General features: G+C 71.8%; 16 protein-coding genes. 11 read left to right on the forward strand and 5 right to left on the reverse strand.

Annotated features, from left to right (window positions below):
* The 3 genes from treS to glgB all read left to right on the forward strand — a co-directional run.
* A partial coding sequence (gene treS, locus ACZ4V6_RS12205; RefSeq protein ID WP_467825659.1) for a maltose alpha-D-glucosyltransferase occupies positions 1-1,345 on the forward strand: 1,345 nt, incomplete at its 5' end.
* Between the two features lie 88 nt (positions 1,346-1,433).
* Positions 1,434-2,840: a maltokinase N-terminal cap-like domain-containing protein gene (locus ACZ4V6_RS12210; RefSeq protein ID WP_467825661.1), complete on the forward strand. Its 1,407-nt coding sequence runs from the start codon at positions 1,434-1,436 to the stop codon at positions 2,838-2,840.
* Positions 2,841-2,880: 40 nt separating this feature from the next.
* A complete protein-coding gene (glgB, locus tag ACZ4V6_RS12215; protein WP_467825664.1) occupies positions 2,881-5,448 on the forward strand; it encodes a 1,4-alpha-glucan branching enzyme in 2,568 nt (855 codons plus the stop codon).
* 3 nt (positions 5,449-5,451) lie between these two features.
* On the opposite strand, the gene ACZ4V6_RS12220 is transcribed toward glgB, so the two are convergent.
* From ACZ4V6_RS12220 to ACZ4V6_RS12235, 4 genes are all read right to left on the reverse strand, one after another.
* Positions 5,452-7,719 carry a HelD family protein gene (locus ACZ4V6_RS12220; RefSeq protein WP_467825666.1) on the reverse strand — a complete coding sequence of 756 codons (2,268 nt, stop codon included), beginning with the start codon at positions 7,717-7,719 and terminating at the stop codon, positions 5,452-5,454.
* Positions 7,720-7,840: 121 nt separating this feature from the next.
* Complete coding sequence (locus tag ACZ4V6_RS12225) at positions 7,841-8,173, reverse strand: thioredoxin family protein (RefSeq protein WP_467825669.1); 333 nt, start codon at positions 8,171-8,173, stop codon at positions 7,841-7,843.
* Complete coding sequence (locus tag ACZ4V6_RS12230) at positions 8,170-8,598, reverse strand: MerR family transcriptional regulator (RefSeq protein ID WP_467825671.1); 429 nt, start codon at positions 8,596-8,598, stop codon at positions 8,170-8,172. Before ACZ4V6_RS12230 ends, ACZ4V6_RS12225 begins: the two co-directional genes overlap by 4 nt.
* A gap of 113 nt (positions 8,599-8,711) precedes the next feature.
* On the reverse strand, positions 8,712-10,124 hold the full coding sequence (locus tag ACZ4V6_RS12235; RefSeq protein WP_467826483.1) for a cation:dicarboxylate symporter family transporter: 1,413 nt from the start codon (positions 10,122-10,124) through the stop codon (positions 8,712-8,714).
* Positions 10,125-10,248: 124 nt separating this feature from the next.
* On the opposite strand from ACZ4V6_RS12235, the gene ACZ4V6_RS12240 reads away from it, so the two are divergent.
* The 6 genes from ACZ4V6_RS12240 to ACZ4V6_RS12265 all read left to right on the forward strand — a co-directional run bounded on the left by ACZ4V6_RS12240 (position 10,249) and on the right by ACZ4V6_RS12265 (position 16,694).
* The gene (locus tag ACZ4V6_RS12240; protein WP_467825674.1) at positions 10,249-11,916 is read left to right on the forward strand and encodes a sensor histidine kinase; all 1,668 of its coding nucleotides are present in this window, start codon (positions 10,249-10,251) and stop codon (positions 11,914-11,916) included.
* Positions 11,913-12,611 (forward strand): response regulator, encoded by a 699-nt coding sequence (locus tag ACZ4V6_RS12245; protein WP_467825677.1) that lies wholly within the window; start codon positions 11,913-11,915, stop codon positions 12,609-12,611. Before ACZ4V6_RS12240 ends, ACZ4V6_RS12245 begins: the two co-directional genes overlap by 4 nt.
* 109 nt (positions 12,612-12,720) lie before the next feature.
* Complete coding sequence (locus tag ACZ4V6_RS12250; RefSeq protein WP_467825679.1) at positions 12,721-14,091, forward strand: extracellular solute-binding protein; 1,371 nt, start codon at positions 12,721-12,723, stop codon at positions 14,089-14,091.
* A complete protein-coding gene (locus tag ACZ4V6_RS12255) occupies positions 14,088-15,032 on the forward strand; it encodes a carbohydrate ABC transporter permease (protein WP_467825682.1) in 945 nt (314 codons plus the stop codon). Before ACZ4V6_RS12250 ends, ACZ4V6_RS12255 begins: the two co-directional genes overlap by 4 nt.
* 6 nt (positions 15,033-15,038) lie before the next feature.
* Positions 15,039-15,887 (forward strand): carbohydrate ABC transporter permease, encoded by an 849-nt coding sequence (locus ACZ4V6_RS12260; protein WP_467825684.1) that lies wholly within the window; start codon positions 15,039-15,041, stop codon positions 15,885-15,887.
* A gap of 90 nt (positions 15,888-15,977) precedes the next feature.
* Positions 15,978-16,694, forward strand: coding sequence for a helix-turn-helix domain-containing protein (locus ACZ4V6_RS12265; RefSeq protein ID WP_467825686.1), 717 nt, complete (start codon positions 15,978-15,980; stop codon positions 16,692-16,694).
* Between the two features lie 25 nt (positions 16,695-16,719).
* On the opposite strand, the gene ACZ4V6_RS12270 is transcribed toward ACZ4V6_RS12265, so the two are convergent.
* Positions 16,720-17,745: an ATP-dependent 6-phosphofructokinase gene (locus tag ACZ4V6_RS12270; protein ID WP_467825689.1), complete on the reverse strand. Its 1,026-nt coding sequence runs from the start codon at positions 17,743-17,745 to the stop codon at positions 16,720-16,722.
* Between the two features lie 255 nt (positions 17,746-18,000).
* Between ACZ4V6_RS12270 and pta the strand changes: the two genes are divergently transcribed.
* Positions 18,001-20,094, forward strand: a complete 2,094-nt coding sequence (gene pta, locus ACZ4V6_RS12275; protein WP_467825692.1) for a phosphate acetyltransferase — start codon at positions 18,001-18,003, stop codon at positions 20,092-20,094.
* Positions 20,091-21,308 carry an acetate kinase gene (locus ACZ4V6_RS12280; protein ID WP_467825695.1) on the forward strand — a complete coding sequence of 406 codons (1,218 nt, stop codon included), beginning with the start codon at positions 20,091-20,093 and terminating at the stop codon, positions 21,306-21,308. The genes pta and ACZ4V6_RS12280 overlap by 4 nt, the downstream gene beginning before the upstream one ends.
* Positions 21,309-21,332 lie beyond the last annotated feature (24 nt).

The following is a 21,332-nucleotide window of genomic DNA, read 5'->3' on the forward strand; positions in this document are numbered from 1 at the left end:
GAACCACACCAGCGACCAGCACCCGTGGTTCCAGGAGTCGCGGAAGAACCCCGACGGCCCCTACGGCGACTACTACGTCTGGGCCGACGACGACAAGCAGTTCCAGGACGCGCGGATCATCTTCGTGGACACGGAGGCGTCGAACTGGACGTACGACCCGGTCCGCAAGCAGTACTTCTGGCACCGCTTCTTCTCCCACCAGCCGGACCTGAACTACGAGAACCCCGCGGTGCAGGAGGAGATGCTGGCCGCGCTGAAGTTCTGGCTGGACCTCGGCATCGACGGCTTCCGGCTGGACGCCGTGCCCTACCTGTACCAGCAGGAGGGCACCAACTGCGAGAACCTCCCGGCCACGCACGCCTTCCTCAAGCGCGTCCGCAAGGAGATCGACGCGCAGTACCCGGACACGGTGCTGCTGGCCGAGGCCAACCAGTGGCCCGAGGACGTGGTCGACTACTTCGGCGACTACGCGGCCGGCGGCGACGAGTGCCACATGGCCTTCCACTTCCCGGTGATGCCGCGCATCTTCATGGCCGTGCGCCGCGAGTCGCGCTACCCGGTCTCGGAGATCCTGGCCAAGACCCCGGCGATCCCGTCGGGCTGCCAGTGGGGCATCTTCCTGCGCAACCACGACGAGCTGACCCTGGAGATGGTCACCGACGAGGAGCGCGACTACATGTGGGCCGAGTACGCGAAGGACCCGCGGATGCGCGCCAACATCGGCATCCGCCGGCGCCTGGCCCCCCTCCTCGACAACGACCGCAACCAGATCGAACTGTTCACCGCCCTGCTGCTGTCCCTGCCCGGCTCGCCGATCCTCTACTACGGCGACGAGATCGGCATGGGCGACAACATCTGGCTCGGCGACCGCGACGCGGTGCGCACACCGATGCAGTGGACCCCGGACCGCAACGCCGGCTTCTCGTCGTCGGACCCGGGCCGGCTCTACCTGCCGACGATCATGGACCCGGTCTACGGCTACCAGGTGACGAACGTCGAGGCGTCCATGGCCTCGCCGTCCTCGCTGCTGCACTGGACCCGGCGCATGATCGAGATCCGCAAGCAGAACGTGGCGTTCGGCCTGGGCTCGTACACCGAGCTGCCCTCGTCCAACCCCGCCGTCCTGGCCTTCCTGCGCGAGTACGAGGACGACCTGGTCCTGTGCGTCCACAACTTCTCCCGGTTCGCACAGCCCACCGAGCTCGACCTGAGCGCCTTCGAGGGACGCCACCCCGTCGAGCTGTTCGGCGGGGTCCGCTTCCCGGCGGTCGGGGAGCTGCCGTACCTGCTGACCCTGGCCGGGCACGGCTTCTACTGGTTCCGGCTCCGCAAGGACGCCGCCTAGCCCAGACCCAGGGCGGGTCGGTTTCCACCGCCCCGCCCTGGGCACGCATCACTCACACCCCGTCGACCCGGGGAAAGGACGCGACGCCATGTCGGAAGCCGTCATACGCACCGTCACGAGCCCGCCCGGACTCCTTGCGTCCCTGGACCCGCTGCTGCGGGAATGGCTGCCGCGGCAGCGCTGGTTCGCGGGCAAGGGGCGCCCGGTCACCGGGTTCTCGCTGGTCGCGGCCACCGAGCTGCTGCCGGCCGACGCCCGTCTCGGCCTCTTCCACGTGCTGGTGCGTGCCCACCAGCCCTCCGTTCCGGCCCTCGGCACCCCCGAGCAGCCGGGCGACTGCTACCAACTCCTGATAGGGGTGCGCGAGGCGCTGCCGCCCCGGCTGGCGCCCGCCCTGATCGGCCACGTCACCGAGGGCCCGCTGGCCGGACGCACCGTCTACGACGCCCTCCACGACACCCGGCCCGCCGAGGTGCTCCTGGAGGCGCTGCGCACCCGGGCCCGCGTGGGCGGGCTCCGCTTCGAGCGCGACCCGGACCAGGAGATCCGCACCGGGCTGGTGCCGCGCCTGATGACCGCCGAGCAGTCGAACTCGTCGGTCGTGTACGGAGATACGTTCATCCTCAAGCTGTTGCGCCGGATCGTGCCCGGGATCAACCCCGATCTGGAGCTGCCGCTGGCGCTGGCCCGCGCGGGCTGCCCCCGGGTGCCGGCGCCCACGGGCTGGATGACGGCGGACCTGGCCGGGCGGACCTGGGTGCTGGGCGTGCTCCAGCCGTACGTGCAGGGCGCGACCGACGGCTGGGAGCTGGCCCTGCGCGAGCTGGCCAAGGGCGAGGACTTCGCCGCCGAGGCGCGGGCGCTGGGCCGGGCCACCGCCGAGGTGCACACCGCCCTGGCCCGCGCGCTGCCGACGGTCACGCTGGGCCACAGCCGGCTGCGGCCGCTGGTCGACGGCATGATCGCGCGGCTGGAGGAGGCCGTCCACGCGGTGCCGGCCCTGCTGCCGTACGCGCCCGGGCTGCGCACGGCCTTCACCGCCCTGGCCGACCTGGCCGATGAGGGCCGCACCTGGACCGCGCAGCGCGTCCACGGCGACCTGCACCTCGGGCAGTGCCTGCGGTCGCCGTCCGGGCAGTGGTCGTTGATCGACTTCGAGGGCGAGCCCGCGAAACCGCTGGCCGAGCGGCGGATGCCGCAGCCCGCGGTGCGGGACGTCGCGGGGATGCTGCGCTCCTTCGACTACGCGGCGCACTCCGCCGACGTCCCGGTGCCCGGCTGGGCCGAGACCTGCCGGGCCGCGTACTGCACCGGGTACGCGGAGGCCGGCGGCTTCGACCCGCGCACCGACCCCGTGCTGCTGCGCGCCTACGAGACGGACAAGGCCGTCTACGAGGTGGTGTACGAGGCCCGGCACCGCCCCGACTGGCTCCCGGTCCCCCTGTCCGCGGTGCGCCGCCTGGCCGCGCCCGACCGGCCCGGCGTCACCTCGTGACCCCGTTTCCCGTTCGTTCTTCGCCTAGGAGGCTCCGCCCGTGACCCCCCGCCCCCCGTCCAGCGGTCCGGATCCGAAGAAGACGGCCGAGGAGAAGAGCGCGCAGAAGGCGGCCGCCGAGAGGACGCCCGCGCAGAAGGCGGTGAAGAAGACGGCGAGGAAAGCCGTGAAGAAGGCGGTCGCGAAGGAGACGGCCGCGAAGAAGTCGCCTGCGGAGAAGACACCGGCGCAGAAGGTGGTCGCGAAGACGGCGGCCACGAGGAAGACCGTGACCGGGAAGGCCGTCGGCAAGAAGGCCGTGGCCGGGAAGGCCACCGCGAAGAAGGCCCCGGCGGCGAGGAGGACCGCCGCCGGGAAGGCTCCCGCGCCGAGGCGCACCACCGCCGGGGCGGCGACAAAGACCCCCGCCCCCGCCGGGCCCGCCGCCCTCGCGCCGGCCGCCGGTGACCGGGAGCGGCTGCTGGCCGGCACGCACCACGACCCGCACTCCGTGCTCGGTGCCCACCCGGTGCCCGGCGGAATCGCCGTCCGGGTGTTCCGGCCGTACGCGCTCGCCGTGACCGTGCTGGCCGGGGAGTTGCGCGCCGAGCTGCACCACGACGGAGAGGGTTTCTTCTCGGGGCTGCTGCCGCTCGACGAGGTCCCCGCCTACCGGCTCCTCGTCGCCTACGAGGGGACGGTCCAGGAGACCGAGGACCCCTACCGCTTCCTGCCCACGCTGGGCGAGCTGGACCTGCACCTGATCGGCGAGGGCCGGCACGAGCAGCTGTGGCAGGCGCTCGGCGCGCACCCGACGACCCACCAGGGGGTGACCGGCACCCGCTTCGCGGTGTGGGCTCCGAACGCGCGCGGGGTGCGGGTCGCCGGCGGCTTCAACTTCTGGGACGGCACCGGCCACCCCATGCGGTCGCTCGGCGGGACCGGCGTGTGGGAGGTGTTCCTGCCCGGCGTCGGCGCGGGCGAACCGTACAAGTTCGAGATCACCCGGCCCGACGGCTCGCGCACCTTCCGCGCCGACCCGCTGGCCCGCCGCACGGAGGTGCCGCCGGCGACGTCCTCCGTCGTGTACGCCTCGGACTACACCTGGGGCGACGACGCGTGGCTGGCCGCACGCGCCGGCGTACCCGCGCACGAGGCCCCGATGTCGGTGTACGAGGTCCACCTGCCGTCCTGGCGTCCGGGACTGTCGTACCGCGAGCTGGCGGAGCAACTGCCCGCGTACGTCAAGGACCTCGGCTTCACGCACGTCGAGCTGATGCCGGTCGCCGAGCACCCCTTCGGCGGCTCGTGGGGCTACCAGGTCACCGGTTTCTACGCACCCACGGCCCGGCTCGGCGAGCCCGACGACTTCAAGTACCTGGTCGACCGGCTGCACCGGGCCGGCATCGGCGTCCTGATGGACTGGGTGCCGGCGCACTTCCCGCGCGACGACTGGGCGCTGGCCGAGTTCGACGGACGTCCGCTGTACGAGCACTCCGATCCGCTCAGGGCCGCGCACCCGGACTGGGGGACGCTGGAGTTCGACTTCGGGCGCCGCGAGGTGCGCAACTTCCTCGTCGCCAACGCCGTGTACTGGTGCGAGGAGTTCCACATCGACGGGCTGCGCGTGGACGCGGTCGCCTCGATGCTGTACCTGGACTACTCGCGCGAGCCGGGCCAGTGGACGCCCAACGAGCACGGCGGCCGGGAGAACCTGGACGCGGTGGCGTTCCTCCAGGAGATGAACGCCACGGTGTACCGGCGGGTGCCGGGCGTGGTGACCGTCGCCGAGGAGTCCACGGCCTGGGACGGGGTCACGCGGGCCACGCACCACAAGGGGCCCAGCGGCTTCGGCGGGCTCGGTTTCGGGCTGAAGTGGAACATGGGCTGGATGCACGACTCGCTGGAGTACATGAGCCACGAGCCGGTGCACCGCAAGTACCACCACGGCGAGATGACCTTCTCCATGGTGTACGCGTACAGCGAGAACTACGTGCTGCCGATATCGCACGACGAGGTGGTGCACGGCAAGAAGTCGCTGGTGTCGAAGATGCCGGGCGACTGGTGGCAGCAGCGGGCGAACGAGCGGGCGTACCTGGGCTTCATGTGGGCCCACCCCGGCAAGCAGCTGCTGTTCATGGGCCAGGAGTTCGCGCAGGGCGCCGAGTGGTCCGAGGAGCGCGGCCCCGACTGGTGGCTGCTCGATCCGCAGTACGGGGCGGCGGCCGACCACCGGGGCGTGCTGGACCTGGTCCGCGATCTGAACACCGTCTACCGGGACACGCCCGCGCTGTGGCAGCGGGACACCCACCCCGCCGGTTTCTCGTGGGTGGTCGGGGACGCCGCCGAGGACAACGTCCTCGCGTTCCTGCGGTGCGACGCGGACGGCGCCCCGCTGCTGGCGGTGTCCAACTTCGCGCCGGTCGTCCGCTCCGACTACCGGCTCGGCGTCCCCGACGAGGTGCCCGCCTGGCACGAGGTCCTCAACACCGACGCCGCCCGCTACGGCGGCGGCGGCGTGGGCAACCCCGGCCCGGTGAAGCCCGAGCCGCAGGGGTGGCACGGCCGGCCGGCGAGCATCCGGCTGACCCTGCCGCCCCTGGCGACGGTGTGGCTGCGTCCGGCCTGACGCTCAGGCCGCGTCCGCCAGGCCCTTCGGCAGCGGTTCGCTGTGCAGGACGCCGAGCCGCTGGGTGGCCCGGGTGAGGGCCACGTAGAGGTCGCTCGTGCCGTAGCGGCCGGGCTCGACGACCAGGACGGAGTCGAACTCCAGGCCCTTGGACTGACGCGGGTCGAGAAGGACGACGGACCGGGTCAGGTCGGGCTCGGCACCCGCCGTGACGCCGTCGAGCCGGGCCGCGAGCACCCGGTGCAGCTCGCGCGGGGCGATGACGGCGAGGCGGCCCTCGTCGGGGGTCAGCTCCCGGGCAGCCTCGGCGACGGCGGCCGGGAGGTCGTCGGCGGCGCGGATCCAGGGGCGCACGCCCGTGGAGCGCACCGAGCTCGGCGGGGCGAACTCCGGGTGCCGGGCGCGGACGACGGCCGCCGCCAGGACCATGATCTCGGCCGGGGTGCGGTAGTTGACGCCGAGACGGGTGTGCTCCCAGCGGTCCTCGACGTAGGGGTGGAGGATCTCCGACCAGGAGCCGACGCCGGCCGCCTCCGCGGTCTGCGCCGGGTCGCCGACCAGGGTCATGGAGCGGGTCGGGCAGCGGCGCATCAGCAGCCGCCACGCCATCGGGGACAGCTCCTGCGCCTCGTCGACGATGATGTGCCCGAACGCCCAGGTGCGGTCGGCCGCGGCGCGCTCGGCGGCGCTGCGGTGGTCCTCCTCCTCCTGGCGTTCGGCGAACCGCTCGGCGTCGATGATGTCGTGCGCGAGCAGGACCTCGGCCTCCTCCTCGTCCTTGTCCTCGAACTCGTAGGTCCGGGACGCGTACGACACGTCCAGCACGCCCTGCGCGTAGGCGATCTGCTCCTCCCGCTCGCGTTCGGCGCGGGTGCGGGCGATCCGGTCGTCCACGCCGAGCAGTTCGGCCGCCTCGTCCAGCAGGGGGACGTCGGCGACGGTCCAGTGCCGGGTCACCGGGCGGCGCACGGCGGCGGCGTCCTCGGCGGTGAGGAAGGCCTCCGGTGCGGCGAGGAAGTCGGCGACGAGGCGCTGCGGGGTGAGCCGGGGCCAGAGCCGGTCGACGGCGGCCCAGACCTCGGGGTTCTCGGCGAGTTCGTCGCGGATCTGGGTGATGTCGCTGGGGTCGAGGAGGTTGGTGCCGTCGTAGGGGTCGGTGCCGATGCGTTCGGCGACCATGTCGGTGAGGGTGTTGAGGATGTGGCCCTCGAAGTGCTCGCGGGCCGCGTTGTGGGGCAGTCCCGTGGCACGGGTGCGCTCGCGGGCGACGTCGACCAGGCCGTCGTCGAGCAGGAGGACGTCGCGGTCGTGCTCGATCGCGATGACCGGGTCGGGCAGCGCCTGCCGGTCGCGGACCACCTCGGCGAGGACGTCGGCCATGGCGGCCCGGCCCTTCACCGCGGCCGCCTCGGGGGTGTCCGTCGCGGTGGCCCTCACGCCGGGGAACAGCTCGCCGACGGTCGCGAGGAGCACCCCGGTCTCGCCCAGGGAGGGCAGGACCTCGCCGATGTAGCCGAGGAAGGCCGGGTTGGGGCCGACGATGAGGACGGCGCGCTTGGCGAGCAGTTCGCGGTGCTCGTAGAGCAGGTAGGCGGCGCGGTGCAGGGCGACGGCGGTCTTGCCGGTGCCGGGGCCGCCCTCGACGACCAGCACGCCGCGGTGCGGGGCGCGGATGATGCGGTCCTGGTCGGCCTGGATGGTCTGCACGATGTCGCCCATGCGGCCGGTGCGCGCGGAGTTCAGCGCGGCGAGCAGCACGGCGTCGCCCGACGGGTCCTCGTGGCCGGTGCGCCTCTCGTCGCCGAGGTCGAGGATCTCGTCGTGCAGGGCGGTGACGCGGCGGCCCTCGCTCGCGATGTGCCGGCGGCGGCGCAGGCCCATCGGGGTGTGACCGGTCGCCAGGTAGAAGGGGCGGGCGACGTCGGCCCGCCAGTCGATCAGGACCGGGGTGCGTTCGGCGTCGTCGGCGCGCAGGCCGATGCGGCCGATGTGGTGGCCCTCCCCGGAGGCGAGGTCGATCCGGCCGAAGCACAGGGAGCCGTCCACCGCGTTGAGCGCGGCGAGCAGCCCGGAGCGCTCGGCGACCAGGATGTCCCGCTCCAGTCTGGCCTGCATGGGGGTGTTGCCCTGCGCGAGCGCGTCCGTGACCGAGACCTCGGTGTCGCCGCGCAGCGCGTCCACCCGCGCGTACAGCCCGTCGATGAATTCCTGTTCGTGCAGCAATTCGTCGTCCGGAAATTCTTTGTTTGACAATGCCACTCCCGCCCGCATATACTGTGCTCAGTGAACTTCTTCGTGACGCCCTTTTCCCGAAGTCACGAATCATCGAATATACGCAAAGAAATCCCCCGAGCGCAATTGCACTCGGGGGATTTCTTCTGTCGTCTCCGGATCACAGCACGTCGGACAGCTCCTCCAGCAGCCGACGCTTGGGCCGGGCGCCCACCATCGCCTTCACCGGCTCGCCGTCCCGGAACACCATGAACGTCGGCATCGACAGCACCTTGTAGGCGTTGGTCGTCTCCGGGTTCGCGTCGACGTTCAGCTGGACCACCCGGAGCCGGTCCGCCTCCTCCGCGGCCAGGGCTCCGAGCACCGGGGCCATCTGCCGGCACGGCGGGCACCAGTCCGCGGTGAACTCCACCAGCACCGGCATCCCCGCCCCGATGACCTCCTCCGCGAAGGTCGCGTCGGTCACCTCCACCACACCACTCGCTGCGCTCACAGTCCTCGCCCTCCCAGTTCGCATTCGGGCTCCGGGCCCCCCGGAACCAGCGCCTCGGTGGCCAGCCCGTCCCGCGCCGCCTCCGCGCGCGCCAGCTGGTCCGCGACCGTCGCGCGCACGCCCCGCAGCTCGCCGATCAGCGCGTCCAGCTCCGCCAGCTTGCGGCGGTAGACCGCGAGCGACGCCGGGCACGAGTCCCCTTCCGGGTGACCGGCCCGCAGGCACTCCACGAAGGGCCGGGTCTCCTCCAGGTCGAACCCGAAGTCGCGCAGCGTCCTGATCTGCTCCAGCAGCTTCACGTCGCGCTCGTCGTAGGTCCGGTGCCCGTGGGCGTCCCGCCGCGCGGGCAGCAGCCCGCGCGATTCGTAGTACCGCAGCGTCCGCGTCGTGGTCCCGGCGCGTGCGGCCAGTTCACCGATTCGCATGGGGACGAACGTAAGCCTTGACGCGGACGTCAAGGCAAGGAGGGAAGGAAAGGGCCGGGCGGCTGAGCAACGGGGGGAGCCCTCAGCCGCCCGGGGTCTGTGCGGAGCGGGCGTCAGGCCTTCGCCAGCTCCTTCTCGCCGCCCTGCTCGGGCAGGGGCGCGGGGGTGTCGTCACCGCCGTGGCCGTCGTCGAGGAGCGTCCGCTCGTCGAACGGGACCCGCCCGGCCAGCACCTCGGCGACCCGCTCCTTGTCGATCTCCTTGGTCCAGGTACCGATCAGGACGGTGGCCACCGCGTTGCCCGCGAAGTTGGTCAGGGCGCGGGCCTCGCTCATGAAGCGGTCGATGCCGACGATCAGGCCGATGCCGTCCACCAGGGCGGGCTTGTGCGACTGGAGACCACCGGCCAGCGTCGCGAGGCCCGCGCCGGTGACACCGGCGGCGCCCTTGGAGGCGACGAACAGGAACAGCAGCAGCGGGATCTGCTCACCGATCGACATCGGCGTGCCCATGGCGTCGGCGATGAACAGCGAGGCCATGGTCATGTAGATCATGGTGCCGTCGAGGTTGAAGGAGTAGCCGGTCGGGACGGTGATGCCGACCACCGGCTTGCTGACGCCCAGGTGCTCCATCTTGGCGATGAGACGGGGCAGCGCCGACTCCGAGGAGGACGTGGACAGGATCAGCAGGAACTCGCGGCCCAGGTACTTGAAGAGCGCGAGCGCGTTCACGCCGGTGCAGATCTTCAGCAGGGCGCCCAGCACCACGATGACGAACAGGATGCAGGTGACGTAGAACCCGAGCATCAGCACGGCCAGGCTCTTCAGGGCGTCCACACCGGCCGAACCGGTCACCGCCGCCATCGCGCCGAACGCGCCGACCGGCGCCGCCCACATGATCATGGCGAGGACCCGGAAGACCAGGCGCTGGATGTGCTCGACGCCGCGCAGCACGGGCCGGCCGGCCTTGCCCATCGCCTGGAGCGCGAAGCCGCAGAGCAGCGCGATCAGCAGGGTCTGCAGGACCTCGCCCTCGGTGAACGCCGACACGATCGTGGTCGGGATGATGCCGAGCAGGAACTCGGTGGTGTCCTTGGCCTCGGCGTCGACCTGCGCGTGACCGGTCTCCTTGACGGCGTCGGTGACCGCGAGGCCGGTGCCCGGGTCCAGGATGTTGCCGACGATCAGGCCGATCGCCAGGGCGACCAGCGACATCACCATGAAGTAGGCGAGGGCGATGCCGCCCACCGCGCCGACCTTGGCGGCCTTGCGCACCGAACCGATGCCCAGCACGATCGTGCAGAAGATGATCGGCGAGATCATCATCTTGATCAGGTTCACGAAGCCGGTGCCGATCGGCTTCAGCTCGACCGCGAAGTCGGGCGCGATCAGGCCGACGGCGATGCCGAGGGCCACCGCGACGATCACCGCGATGTAGAGGTAGTGCGTGCGGTCCCGCTTGGCGGGGGGTGCGGCAGGTGCCGTATCGGCTGTCACGGCGGCCCTCCTTGACGACGTCGTCGGCATCACCGGCGTGCGGCTCACGTCCGGGCGGTTCGGTTCGGGGATGCGGCGACTATCTCCCTTCCTGTGAGCGCGGTCACCCTTGCGTTCATTTAGTTCACATTCAGACAGGAGGGAGACTGACGGCATGCCCCTCAGCGTCCCGAGACCCCGCAGCCTGGCCGGCCAGCTCTTCGCGATGCAGGCCGTGCTGATAGCGGTCGTCGTCGCCGGGTACGCGCTGTTCACCTACCTCGGCGACCGGGACCAGGCCGAGGAGGCGGCGGGCCGTCAGGCCAGGTCGGTGGCGCTGTCGATCGCCGACTCGCCGTCCGTGCCGGAGGCCATCGGCACCGCCGACCCGACGGCGCGGCTCCAGCCGTACGCGGTACGCGTCATGCGGGACACCGACGTCGACTTCGTCACGATCATGACCCCGCAGGGCATCCGATGGACCCATCCCGACCCGGGGCAGATCGGCCACCGCTTCCAGGGCCACATCGAGCGCGCGCAGCGCGGCGAGACCTTCACCGAGACCTACACGGGGACGCTGGGCCCGTCGGTCCGGGCGGTCACCCCCGTGCGGGACGACGGCCGGGTCGTCGGCCTGGTCAGCGCCGGGATCAAGGTCGAGGAGATCAGCAAGCGGGTGCAGGAGCAGGTCACGGCGCTCCTCCTGGTCGCGGCCGGCGCCCTGGTGCTCGGCGCGGTCGGCACGTACGTGATCAACGCGCGGCTGCGGCGGCACACCCACGGCATGAACGCGGCCGAGCTGAGCCGCATGCACGACTACCATCAGGCGGCGCTGCACGCGGTACGGGAGGGGCTGCTGATGCTGGACTGGCAGTACCGTGTCGCGCTGATCAACGACGGCGGACGGGAGCTGCTCGGCGTGGGCGGCGACGTGGTGGGCACGTCGGTCGCCGACCTCGGGCTGCCGGCGCCGCTGACGGGGGCGCTGCTCTCGTCGGAGCCGCGGGTGGACGAGGTGCACCTGACGGCCGAGCGGGTGCTGGTGGTGAACACCTCGCCGGTCTCGGGCGGTGAGCGCCGGGGCACGGTGGTGACCCTGCGGGACGTCACCGAGCTCCAGTCGCTGATGGGCGAGCTGGACACCGAGCGCGGCTTCACGCAGGCGCTGCGCTCGCAGGCGCACGAGGCCGCCAACCGGCTGCACACGGTCGTCTCGCTGATCGAGCTGGGGCGCGCCGAGGAGGCGGTGGACTTCGCGACGGCCGAGCTGGAGCTGGCGCAGGCGCTCACCGACCAGGTGGTGGCGGCGGTGAGCGAGCCGGTGCTGGCCGCGCTGCTGCTGGGCAAGACGGCGCAGGCGAACGAGCGGGGAGTGGAACTGGTGGTGTCGCGGGAGAGCCGGCTGGACGACGGGCTGCTGCCCCCGTCCCTGCCCGCCCGGGACCTGGTGACGATCCTGGGCAACCTGATCGACAACGCGGTGGACGCGGCCCAGGGCCGGGTGCCCTCGCGGGTGACGGTGGCGGCGTACACCGACACGGCCGGGGACGGCCCGGAGCTGGTGCTGCGGGTGTCGGACACCGGCGCGGGCGTCGACCCGGCCCATGCCGGCCTGCTCTTCCAGCGGGGCTTCACGACCAAGCCGGCCGGTGAGGGCGGGCGGGGCCTGGGGCTGGCCCTGGTCCGGCAGGCGGTGCACCGGCACGGGGGCAGCCTCGCGGTGGCCGGGGCCGAGGGCGGCGGCGCCCGCTTCGAGGCCCGCCTGCCGCTGGCCGGCGACGGGGGCCGCGGCCCGGCGCCGGACGCCCTGACGGGTGGGACGGGGCCCGGAGGATCCGTATGACCGCCGAGCAGCCCATCCGCGTCCTCGTCGTCGAGGACGACCCCGTCGCCGCCGACGCGCACGTGATGTACGTCGGCCGGGTGCCGGGGTTCACCGCCGTCGGCACGGCGCACTCGGGCGCTCAGGCGCGGCGCCTGCTGGACCGCACGCCGGTCGACCTGATCCTGCTCGACCTGCACCTGCCGGACGTGCACGGGCTCCAGCTGGCCCGTTCGCTGCGGGCGGCCGGGCATCAGGCCGACGTGATAGCGGTGACGTCGGCCCGGGACCTGGCGGTCGTGCGGGAGGGGGTGTCGCTGGGCGTTGTGCAGTACGTGCTGAAGCCGTTCACCTTCGCCACCCTGCGGGACCGGCTGGTGCGGTACGCCGAGTTCCGGGGCGCCGCCGGGGAGGCGAGCGGCCAGGACGAGGTGGACCGGGCCCTGGCCGCGCTGCGGGCTCCTGGCCCGGCGGCACTGCCCAAGGGCCTGAGCGCACCCACGCTGGAGCGGGTGACCGGCGCCCTGCGGGGCGCGCAGGAGGGCCTCACGGCGGCCGGGGTGGCCGAGGCGGTGGGCATCTCGCGCATCACCGCCCGCCGGTACCTGGAGCACCTGGTGGAGACCGGCCGGGCGCGGCGGAGTCCGCTGTACGGGCAGGTGGGGCGGCCGGAGTTGGTGTACCGGTGGGTCCGGGGGACCGAGCGGGGCCGATGAACACAGGTAATCCACGGCACACGCATTGACCCGGCCGGACCGCCCCTCTTACGTTCGCCGGGCAGCCGTCCCGGCCACAACGTCGTGCGCCAGCAGGAGGTCGTCGCCCGTGCGTCCCACCGTCCGGTTCACCTCTCTCGTCACCCTGACCGCGCTCGCCTCCACCGCACTCGCCGCCTGCTCGAGCGGCTCCGGCAGCGATCCGGACACGGTGAAGGTCTCCTTCAAGCAGTCGACGGACAACTCAGTCAAGGTAATGGACACCTATCTCGCCGACATCGAGAAGCAGTTCGAGAAGGCCCACCCGGGCAAGAAGGTCGAGCTCGTCCCGATCAAGGCCCCGGACTCGGAGTACTACACCAAGGTGCAGCAGATGCTGCGCTCCCCCAAGACCGCGCCGGACCTGGTCTACGAGGACACCTTCCTCATCAACTCCGACATCACCAGCGGGTACTTGAAGCCGCTCGACGCCTACCTCGCCAAGTGGCAGGACTGGGACAGGTTCATCGACACCGCGAAGGCGGCGGCCAGGGGCGAGGACGGCAAGACGTACGGCGTCCCGGACGGCACCGACACCCGCGGGCTGTGGTTCAGCAAGGACGTCTTCGCCAAGGCCGGTCTGCCCGCCGACTGGCAGCCGAGGACCTGGGACGACGTGCTCTCGGCGGCCCGCGCCATCAAGGAGAAGGTCCCCGGCGTCACCCCGCTCAACGTGTACACGGGCAAGCCCGCCGGCGAGGCCGCCACCATGCAGGGCTTCGAGATGCTGCTGTACGGCACGAACGACGGGACCACCGACCCGCTGTACGACAAGGGCAGCAAGAAGTGGATCGCGGCGGGGCAGGGCTTCAAGGACTCCCTCGCGTTCGTCGAGACGGTCTACGAGGAGAAGCTCGGCCCCGAGGTGTCCGACGCGCTCGACCCCAACTTCGCCACCACGGTCCGCGGCGAGCTCCTCCCCCAGGGCAAGCTCGGCATCGCCCTGGACGGCTCCTGGCTGCCGCAGGACTGGCTGGAGGGCAGCGGCCACGAGTGGCCCGAGTGGTCGAAGGAGCTGGGGCTCGCGGCCATGCCCACCCAGCACGGTCAGGCGCCCGGCAAGGTGAGCATGTCCGGCGGCTGGACCTGGGCGATCCCCGCCAAGGCGGCCAACCCCGACCTGGCCTTCGAGTTCGTCAAGACGATGCAGACCAAGGCCAACGCGCAGAAGTGGTGCGTCGCCAACTCCGGCATCGCGGTCCGCGAGGACGTCGCGGACGACCCCGCGTACGTCCGGGCCCAGCCCGGCACCGAGTTCTTCACCGACCTGGTCGCCGGCACCCACTACCGGCCCGCCTACCCGGCGTATCCCAAGGTGTCCGTCGCGATCCAGGAGGCCATGGAGGGCGTGACGACCGGTGACCTGTCGGTCGAGGAGGCGGCGCGCGGCTACGACGAGGCGCTGAAGGAGGCCACCGACGGCCAGGTGGTCCGCAGGTGACCGCGGCCGCGCCGCGGCACACGGGCCCGGAGAAGGTCCGCGAGGTCCCGCCCGGCGCCGCCCCGGCCCGCCGGCCCGGCGCCGTGCGGCGCTCCCTGGTCCGGGCCCTGCCCGTCTCCCCCGCCGTCGTCCTGCTGCTGCTCTTCCTCGCCGGCCCGATCGCCTACTGCGTCGTCATCGCCTTCACCGACCTCCAGCTGACCGGGCAGGCCGAGGAGTCCTTCGTCGGGTTCGACAACTTCCGCCGGGCCTTCCGGGACGAGGCGTTCCTCGACGCCGTGTGGCTGACGCTGGTCTTCACGGTGCTGTCGTCGCTGATCGGGCAGAACACCCTGGGGCTGGCGCTGGCCTCGCTGATGCGGCGGGCCTCGAAACCGGTCCGTACGCTCACCGGCGGCATCGTCGTCACGGCGTGGGTGCTGCCGGAGGTGGTGGCGGGCTTCCTGCTCTACGCCTTCTTCCGCCGCGAGGGCACCCTCAACGCCATCCTGGACCGGCTCCATCTGCCCTCCCAGAACTGGCTGTTCACGCTGCCGATCCTGGCGGTGTCCTTCGCCAACGTCTGGCGGGGCACGGCGTTCTCGATGCTGGTGTACTCGGCCGCGCTGGACGAGATCCCGAAGGAGGTCACCGAGGCCGCCGAGGTGGACGGGGCGAGCGGCTGGCGCCGCATGTGGCACATCACGCTGCCGATGATCCGCCGCTCCATCGGCACCAACCTCATGCTCAACACCCTCCAGACCCTGTCGGTGTTCGGCCTGATCTGGGTGATGACGCGCGGCGGCCCGGGCGGCCGGAGCCGGACACTGCCGCTGTTCATGTACGAACAGGCCTTCCAGAACAGCCTGATCGGCTACGGCACGGCGGTGGCGCTGCTGCTGTTGCTGATCGGCTCGCTGTTCTCGGTCGTGTACCTGCGCCTGCTGCGGACGGAGGTCTGACCGCCCATGGCCCGCACGACACGCACGTCCGCCTCCCGTCGTACGCGACGACGGCTGGCCGCCGACGCCGGGCTGCTGGTGGCCGCCGCCGCCTTCGTGCTGCCGCTGGCGTGGGTGGTGCTGTCCGCCCTCGACCCGCACGCGAGCCTGCGGGTGAAGGCTCCCGACGGCCTCACCCTGGACAACTTCGACGCGGTCCTCACCGACGACATCACCTTCACGCCGCTGCTCAACAGTCTGGTGCTGTGCGGCGGCGCGACGGCGCTGACGGTGGTGTGCGCGGCGCTCGCGGCGTATCCGCTGTCCCGTTTCCGGTCCCGGCTGAACCGGCCGTTCCTGCTGACGGTCCTGTTCGCGACCAGCCTGCCCATCACGGCGATCATGGTGCCGGTCTACGCGCTGTTCGTACGGGTGAACCTGATCGACACCCCGCAGGGCACCGTCTTCTTCTTCGCCGCGTCCCACCTGCCGTTCGCCATCTGGCTGATGAAGAACTTCATGGACGGAGTGCCGAGGGAACTGGAGGAGGCGGCGTGGACGGACGGCGCGTCCTCGTTCCAGTCGCTGCTGCGGATCGTGCTGCCGCTGACGGGTCCGGGGGTGGCGGTGGTGACGGTGTTCTCGTTCGTGATGATGTGGGGGAACTTCTTCGTCCCCTTCATGCTGCTGCTCACCCCGGACCGGATGCCGGCGTCGGTGAGCATCAACGACTTCTTCGGCAACCGGGGCATGGTGGCGTACGGGCAGCTGGCGGCGTTCTCCGTCGTCTACTCGACGCCGGTGGTCCTGCTGTACGTGCTGATCTCCCGGCGGCTCGGCGGCGGCTTCGCGCTGGGCGGGGCGGTCAAGGGATGAACGGGCCGGCCGCCGCCCGGACCCGTAGGTTCGTACGATCCGTATCGCTGGGTGAACAGCCCGTAGTCAAGTCGGCCCCGGCCCCCTACGGTGTGGCCCGTGCGCCGACCCTCACCTCACCCGGGCCAGCCGGGTCCCCCGTTCAACGCCCTCGCCGCCCGCCGCCTGCGTGCCGCCCTCGGCATGGGGCCCGAGCACGTCGCCCACGGCATGCGGGTGTCGTACGGGCTGCCGTACGTCACCCCCGACCTCGTCGTCGCCTGGGAGCGGGGGCTGGCCTCCCCCGCCAACCCCGAGCTCACGGCCCTCGCGGGCGTGCTGTGGTGCTCGCCCGGCGAACTCATCGGCCGCCCGCGGACCCTGCGCGAGCACCGCATCGCCCGCGGACTCGCCCCCGAGGACGTGGCGCGTGCCGTGGGGCTCGGCCCGGACGCCTATCTGAAGATGGAGGAGAAGGACGACTGGCGCGGCACCGACCGCCAGTCGTCCGCGCTCGCCGACGTGCTCGGTCTCGAGCTGCCCGACTTCGTGACCGTCACGGGGCGCGACGCGAAACTCGCCGACCTGCTGCGCAGCGCGGTGAACACCCGCTGGCAGGGGTACGTCCGCCCGGTCTCCAAGATCGCCCCGCTGGACCGGCGGATCCTGGAGGAGGTGCTCCAGGAACTGCACCAGGACTACCAGGGGCACATGGTCGCCACGCTCAGCTGGGGCGGTGGCCGCGGCGACTCCAGCGCGGCCGGCCGCGACTACCTCGACCGGATCGTGGAGCACTTCTGGACGGTGGTCCGCAAGCACACCGAGTGAGGCGCGGCCGGCCGTCCCGCCCCGGCTAGAAGACCGACTCGGCCTCGTCCATGCGGTCCTTCGGCACCGTCTTCAGCTCGGTGACGGCCTCGGCCAGCGGCACCATGACGACGTCCGTGCCGCGCAGCGCGGTCATCCGGCCGAACTCGCCCCGGTGCGCGGCCTCGACCGCGTGCCAGCCGAAGCGGGTGGCGAGCACCCTGTCGTACGCGGTGGGCACACCACCGCGCTGGACGTGGCCGAGGATGACCGGCTTGGCCTCCTTGCCGAGCCTGCGCTCCAGCTCGTACGCCAGCGCCGTGCCGATGCCCTGGAAGCGCTCGTGGCCGAACTTGTCGATCTCGCCCTTGCCGTAGTCCATGGAGCCCTCGACGGGGTGGGCCCCCTCGGCGACGCAGACGACGGCGAACTTCTTGCCGCGGGCGAACCGCTCCTCGACCATCTTGACCAGGTCGGCGGGGTCGAAGGGCCGTTCGGGCAGGCAGATGCCGTGGGCACCGGCGGCCATGCCGGACTCGAGGGCGATCCAGCCGGCGTGCCGGCCCATGACCTCGACGACCATCACGCGCTGGTGGGACTCGGCGGTGGTCTTGAGGCGGTCCATCGCCTCCGTCGCCACGCCGACCGCCGTGTCGAAGCCGAAGGTGCGGTCGGTGGAGGAGATGTCGTTGTCGATCGTCTTGGGCACGCCGACCACGGGCAGACCCGCGTCGGACAGCATCCGGGCCGCCGTCAGCGTGCCCTCGCCGCCGATCGGGATCAGCGCGTCGATGCCGAAGCTCTGGATCATGTCGCCCGCGTTCTCGCAGGCCTCGCGGAGCCGGTCGCGCTCCAGCCGGGAGGAGCCGAGGATCGTGCCGCCGCGCGCCAGGATGCCGCTGACCGCGTTCAGGTCGAGGGCGCGGTAACGGCCGTCGAGCAGGCCCGCGTAGCCGTCCTCGAAGCCGATGACCTCGTCGCCGTAGTTGTCGACCGCTCGGTGCACGACCGACCGGATCACTGCGTTCAGCCCGGGGCAGTCGCCGCCTGCGGTGAGGACTCCGATACGCATCGTGCTGTGTCTCCTGCTCGCTGTGGACACCGGTGAGCCATGTCCGATTCTTTCACGTCCCCCGGGGGGATGCCGCTTCCTTACGGGCGGCACCCTAGCCGCCCTCCGGCAGGGTTCACTGACGGGCGCCTTATCCGTGGGGAGGGGTACTGTCAAGAGGGTTCCGCTCACTCCGGTGGGTGATCTTTGTGCATGGGGACGGCCGCCGCCGGACAACCGCACCGAGACGAGACCGAGACGAAACGGAGAGCACGCGTGACGCGCAGCGTGTACGTGACCGGTATCGACCGCGGCGACGGCCGTCAGGTCGTCGAACTGGGGGTCATGGAGCTCCTGACCCGGCAGGTCGACCGGGTCGGCGTCTTCCGTCCCCTGGTCCACGACGGGCCCGACCGGCTCTTCGAGCTGCTGCGCGCCCGCTACCGGCTCTCGCAGGACCCGGCGACGGTCTACGGCCTGGACTACCAGGAGGCGTCCGCGCTCCAGGCCGAGCAGGGCACGGACGAGCTGGTGTCCGCGCTGGTCGAGCGGTTCCACCTGGTCGCCCGGGACTACGACGTCGTCCTCGTCCTCGGCACCGACTTCGCCGGCACCCAGCTCCCGGACGAGCTGTCGCTGAACGCGCGGCTCGCCAACGAGTTCGGCGCCTCGGTCCTCCCGGTCGTGGGCGGGCGCAAGCAGACGGCCGAGTCGGTGCTCGCCGAGACGGTCAACGCCTTCCGCGCCTACGACGGGCTGGGCTGCGACGTCCTGGCCATGGTGACCAACCGGGTCGCCCGCGAGGACCGGGACGAGATCGCCGAGCGGCTGGCGAACCGGCTGCCGGTGCCCTGCTGGGTGGTGCCCGACGAGCCCGCGCTGTCGGCGCCGACCGTCTCCCAGATCGCGCACTCCCTCGGCGCGCGGGTGGTCCTCGGGGACGACTCGGGGCTCGCCCGCGACGCGCTGGACTTCGTCTTCGGCGGGGCGATGCTGCCCAACCTGCTGACCGCGCTGACCCCCGGCTGCCTGGTCATCACGCCCGGCGACCGGGCCGACCTGGTGATCGGCACGCTGGCCGCGCACAGCGCCGGCACCCCGCCGATAGCCGGTCTGCTGCTGACCCTGAACGAGGTGCCGGGCGAGGGCATCCTCACCCTCGCCGCCCGTCTCGCCCCGGGCACGCCGGTGCTCGCGGTGACCGGCAACAGCTTCCCCACCGCCGAGCAGCTGTTCTCCCTGGAGGGCAAGCTCAACGCGGCCACCCCGCGCAAGGCGGAGACCGCCCTCGGTCTCTTCGAGCGGTACGTCGACACCGCCGACCTCAGCAAGCGGGTCTCCGCGCCGAGCAGCGACCGCGTCACCCCGATGATGTTCGAGCACAAGCTGCTGGAGCAGGCCCGCTCGGACCTGCGCCGGGTCGTCCTCCCGGAGGGCACCGAGGAGCGGGTGCTGCACGCGGCGGAGGTGCTGCTGCGCCGGGGCGTGTGCGAGCTGACGCTGCTCGGCAACGTGGAGCAGATCCGCAAGAAGGCCGCCGACCTCGGCATCGACCTCGGCGCCGCCCAGCTGATCGACCCGGCGGTGTCCGAGCTGCGCGACTCCTTCGCGGAGAAGTACGCGGCCCTGCGCGCCCACAAGGGCGTCACCGTGGAGCTGGCGTACGACGTCGTGTCCGACGTCAACTACTTCGGCACGCTGATGGTGCAGGAGGGGCTGGCCGACGGCATGGTGTCGGGGTCGGTGCACTCGACGGCGGCGACCATCCGCCCGGCCTTCGAGATCATCAAAACCAAGCCGGAGGCGTCGATCGTCTCCTCGGTCTTCTTCATGTGCCTGGCCGACAAGGTCCTCGTCTACGGCGACTGCGCGGTCAACCCGGACCCGGACGCCGAGCAGCTCGCCGACATCGCGACGCAGTCGGCGTCCACGGCGGCGCAGTTCGGCGTGGATCCGCGCATCGCCATGCTGTCGTACTCGACCGGCACGTCCGGTTCCGGCGCGGACGTCGACAAGGTGCGCGAGGCGACCGGGCTGGTCCGCTCGCGCCGCCCCGACCTGAGGATCGAGGGACCGATCCAGTACGACGCCGCCGTCGAGCCGTCGGTCGCCGCGACCAAGCTGCCCGGCTCCGAGGTCGCCGGGCAGGCCAGCGTGCTGATCTTCCCCGACCTGAACACCGGCAACAACACCTACAAGGCCGTGCAGCGCTCGGCCGGCGCCATCGCCGTCGGCCCGGTCCTCCAGGGCCTGCGCAAGCCGGTCAACGACCTGTCCCGGGGCGCACTCGTCCAGGACATCGTCAACACCGTCGCCATCACGGCGATCCAGGCCCAGCAGTCCCCGAGCGAAAAGGTGTCCGACCTGTGAGCGCGACGCGAGTCCTCGTCCTCAACTCCGGCTCGTCGTCGGTGAAGTACCAGCTGCTCGACATGCACGACGGCAGCCGGCTGGCGGTGGGGCTGGTCGAGCGGATCGGCGAGCGGACCTCCCGGCTGAAGCACACCCGCGTGGCCGACGGCGACACCCGCGAGCAGAACGGACCGATCGCCGACCACGAGGCCGCCCTGAAGGCGGTCGCCGGGGAACTGGCCCGGGACGGTCTGGGCCTGGACTCCCCGGAGCTGGCCGCGATCGGGCACCGGGTGGTGCACGGCGGCATCTTCTTCACCGAACCCACCCTCGTGGACGACTCCGTGCTCACCGAGATCGAGCGGCTGGTCCCGGTGGCGCCGCTGCACAACCCGGCCAACCTCACCGGCATCCGCACCGCCCGGGCGCTCCGTCCCGACCTGCCCCAGGTGGCGGTCTTCGACACGGCGTTCCACACGACGATCCCGGAGGCCGCGGCGCGTTACGCGATCGACCCGAGGATCGCCGACCGGCACCGCATCCGCCGCTACGGCTTCCACGGCACCTCGCACGCGTACGTCTCCCGGGAGACGGCGCGCCTGCTGGGCAAGGCCCCGTCGGAGGTCAACGTCATCGTGCTCCACCTCGGCAACGGCGCCTCGGCCTCGGCGGTCGAGGGCGGCCGGTGCGTGGACACGTCCATGGGGATGACGCCTTTGGAAGGGCTGGTGATGGGTACGCGGTCGGGAGACCTGGACCCGGCGGTCATCTTCCATTTGGATCGCGTCGGCGGAATGTCCACGGACGAGATCGACACTCTCCTCAACAAGAGGAGCGGCCTGTTCGGGCTGTGCGGGGACAACGACATGCGGGAGATCCGGCGCCGGATCGACGCGGGAGACGAAGAGGCGCGGCTCGCCTTCGACATCTACATTCACCGGTTGAAGAAGTACATCGGCGCCTATTACGCCGTTCTCGGGCGGGTGGACGCGGTCGCCTTCACGGCCGGGGTCGGGGAGAACGCGGCGCCGGTGCGGGAGGCCGCCGTGGCGGGCCTGGAAGGACTGGGCCTGGCGGTCGACGCGGACCTGAACGCCGCGCGCGGCGACCGGGCGCGGCTGATCTCGCCCGCGTCCGCACGGGTGGCGGTGGCCGTGGTGCCGACCGACGAGGAAATGGAGATCGCGACACAAACCTACGCGCTGGTAAATGGTTCGGGGAATCTCACCTGAGCGGCATCCCGCCCTTTTGTATTT

The sequence above is a fragment of the Streptomyces sp. NPDC029152 genome (assembly GCF_055564355.1).